This window comes from Methyloglobulus sp. (assembly GCF_046714055.1).
Lineage (GTDB): Bacteria > Pseudomonadota > Gammaproteobacteria > Methylococcales > Methylomonadaceae > Methyloglobulus.
The window spans coordinates 1-2,750 of sequence record NZ_JBKKBJ010000094.1 but is presented as its reverse complement, the minus strand read 5'-3'; the positions used below and the strand labels follow the sequence as shown (position 1 = coordinate 2,750).

Annotated in this window: 3 protein-coding genes; all 3 read left to right on the top strand. The window is 49.3% G+C overall.

Going from position 1 to position 2,750, the window contains the following annotated elements; translation table 11 throughout:
* A partial coding sequence (gene prfB / locus ACLQ6D_RS05860; protein ID WP_411726351.1) for a peptide chain release factor 2 occupies positions 1-819 on the top strand: 819 nt, incomplete at its 5' end.
* Between the two features lie 83 nt (positions 820-902).
* Positions 903-2,402 carry a lysine--tRNA ligase gene (gene lysS, locus ACLQ6D_RS05855; protein ID WP_411726350.1) on the top strand — a complete coding sequence of 500 codons (1,500 nt, stop codon included), beginning with the start codon at positions 903-905 and terminating at the stop codon, positions 2,400-2,402.
* A 32-nt stretch (positions 2,403-2,434) separates the two neighbouring features.
* On the top strand, positions 2,435-2,668 hold the full coding sequence (locus ACLQ6D_RS05850) for a hypothetical protein (protein ID WP_411726349.1): 234 nt from the start codon (positions 2,435-2,437) through the stop codon (positions 2,666-2,668).
* Positions 2,669-2,750: the final 82 nt, after the last annotated feature.

Below are 2,750 nucleotides of genomic sequence, written 5' to 3'. Positions count from 1 at the left end.
GCCACCGTTGATACCGTCGTCGATGATCTGGCCGATTTTGAAAAAATAGTCGCAGGCCTGGAATTCCGCCTTATGTTTTCCGTCGAAATGGATGCCAATAATGCGTTTTTAGACATCCAATCCGGTTCTGGCGGCACGGAAGCACAAGACTGGGCATCCATGATCGAACGCATGTACCTGCGCTGGGGCGAAAGCAAGGGCTTCAAGACCGAATTAATCGAAGAATCGCCCGGCGATGTCGCTGGCATCAAAAGTGCCACCATAAAATTTGAAGGCGATTATGCGTTTGGCTGGCTACGTACAGAAACCGGAGTGCATCGGCTGGTGAGAAAATCACCGTTCGATTCCGGCAACCGCCGCCATACGTCTTTTGCTTCCGTTTTTGTATCGCCGGAAATTGATGACGATATTGATATAGACATCAACCCCGCCGATGTACGCATAGATGTCTACCGTGCCAGTGGCGCGGGTGGTCAGCACGTTAACAAGACCGAATCCGCCGTGCGCATGACCCACAACCCGACCGGAATTGTCGTGCAATGCCAGAACGACCGCTCGCAACATAAAAACCGCGATACCGCGATGAAGCAATTGAAAGCGAAATTATATGAACTGGAAATGCGAAAACGCAGCGAAACCCAACAAGCACTGGAAGACACCAAGTCAGATATAGGCTGGGGCAGTCAGATTCGTTCTTACGTACTGGACCAATCGCGGATCAAAGATCTACGCACGAACGTAGAAACAGGCAACACCCAGGCGGTTTTGGATGGTGATCTCGATCAGTTTATTGAGGCTAGCTTGAAGAGTGGGTTGTAAGCCAATACACAAAACATTTCCCCCTACCCTTATTGCCCGGCATGGGAATTTAGTTGATAACTACTAAAGAATAAAAATCAATAATGTCAGAAACCCAACAAGACGAACAAGAACAAATCAAGCAGCGCCGCAGCAAATTAAATGAATTGCGGGAAAACGGCGGCATTGCTTTTCCTACGGATTTTCGCCGTAATGTCGTAGCAGGTGAACTGTTGGCAGAATATGGGGATAAATCCAAGGAAGAACTGGAAGGCCAGCCATTTCGCGTCAAAATAGCCGGGCGTATCATGACGCGGCGCATTATGGGCAAAGCCAGCTTTGTGCATATTCAGGATATGTCCGGCAAAATCCAACTTTATGTGACGCGAGATACTTTGCCCGAAGGCTTTTATAACAAGCAATTCAAAAAGTGGGACATCGGCGACATTATCGGCGCGGAAGGTGTGTTGTTTAAAACCCAGACGGGTGAGCTCAGTATTAGAGTCGATGACATTCGGCTATTGACCAAAGCCCTACGCCCCTTGCCGGAAAAATTCCACGGCATCGCCGACCAGGAAATCAAATACCGCCAGCGTTACCTGGATTTGATTATGAGCGAAGAAACCCGCAAAACGTTTCTGGTGCGCTCAAAGATTGTGGCTTATATCCGTCAATTCCTGATTGAACGGCAATTTCTTGAAGTTGAAACACCGATGATGCAAACCATACCGGGCGGCGCTACGGCGCGGCCTTTTACCACTTATCACAATGCCCTGGATATGGGGCTTTACCTCCGTATCGCGCCGGAACTGTACCTGAAACGCTTGGTCGTCGGCGGCTTTGAGCGGGTGTTTGAAATCAACCGCAATTTCCGTAATGAAGGGCTTTCTTCACGCCATAACCCTGAATTTACGATGCTGGAGTTTTATCAGGCGTATGCCGAATACCACGATTTGATGGATCTCACGGAAGCCATGTTGCGCGGTATCGCGCAAGAAGCGGTCGGGCACACGGTTATCAACTACCAGGGTGAGCAATATGATTTCGGCAAACCGTTTGACCGGATGACGGTGGTTGAGTCGATCCTGCACTTTAATCCTGACGTTACCCAGGAACAAATTAGCACCCGTGACAGTGCAGCCAAGGTTGCAGAAAACCTAAGGATTCCGGTCAAAGACAACTACGGCCTGGGCAAAATCCAGATTGAAATTTTTGAAAAGACCGTCGAAAACAGGTTGATGAACCCTACCTTTATTACTGCTTATCCAGTTGAAGTCTCGCCTTTGGCACGGCGTAACGATGAGGATCCGCACGTCACCGACCGCTTTGAATTTTTCGTCGGCGGACGGGAAATTGCCAACGGTTTCACCGAACTAAACGATGCCGAAGACCAGGCCGCCCGTTTTCAGAAACAGGTGGAAGAGAAAGAAGCGGGCGATGATGAAGCCATGCACTTCGATGCCGATTACATCACCGCCCTGGAACATGGCATGCCGCCGACAGCCGGTGAAGGCATAGGCATAGATCGTCTGGTGATGTTATTCACCGATGCGCCTTCTATTCGCGATGTGTTATTGTTCCCTCACATGCGGCCCAAAGGCTAAAGCAGCTTTCACCATTTACTGGAGGAATAGAAATGACTATCAGGGCAAAATTATTCACGGCTTTACTTATGGCGTTACTGTTGCTCCCTGCCTTTGTTCACGCCGAAGAGGATGAAACCGAATGGAATAACACCTTAAAAAACCAGTATTTTGCCGGGAAGTCGATTGAAGAATCGAACAATATTATCGAACTGGATGCACCTATCCGAGCCGAAGACCCTGCCTTCGCTGCGAGACAGGAGTCGAGTAGTCCCCAGAAGCGATAGGGCTGGGCGTTTTCACGAAGCGTTTTTTTGCGTAGTGAAAATGCAAAGCATTCCGACATCGCGTCGAGTCATTGCGTAACCA

Coding starts and splice junctions, on each gene's coding strand:
- lysS (WP_411726350.1), top strand. CDS start 903: ATGTCAGAAACCCAACAAGACGAACAAGAACAAATCAAGCAGCGCCGC.
- ACLQ6D_RS05850 (WP_411726349.1), top strand. CDS start 2,435: ATGACTATCAGGGCAAAATTATTCACGGCTTTACTTATGGCGTTACTG.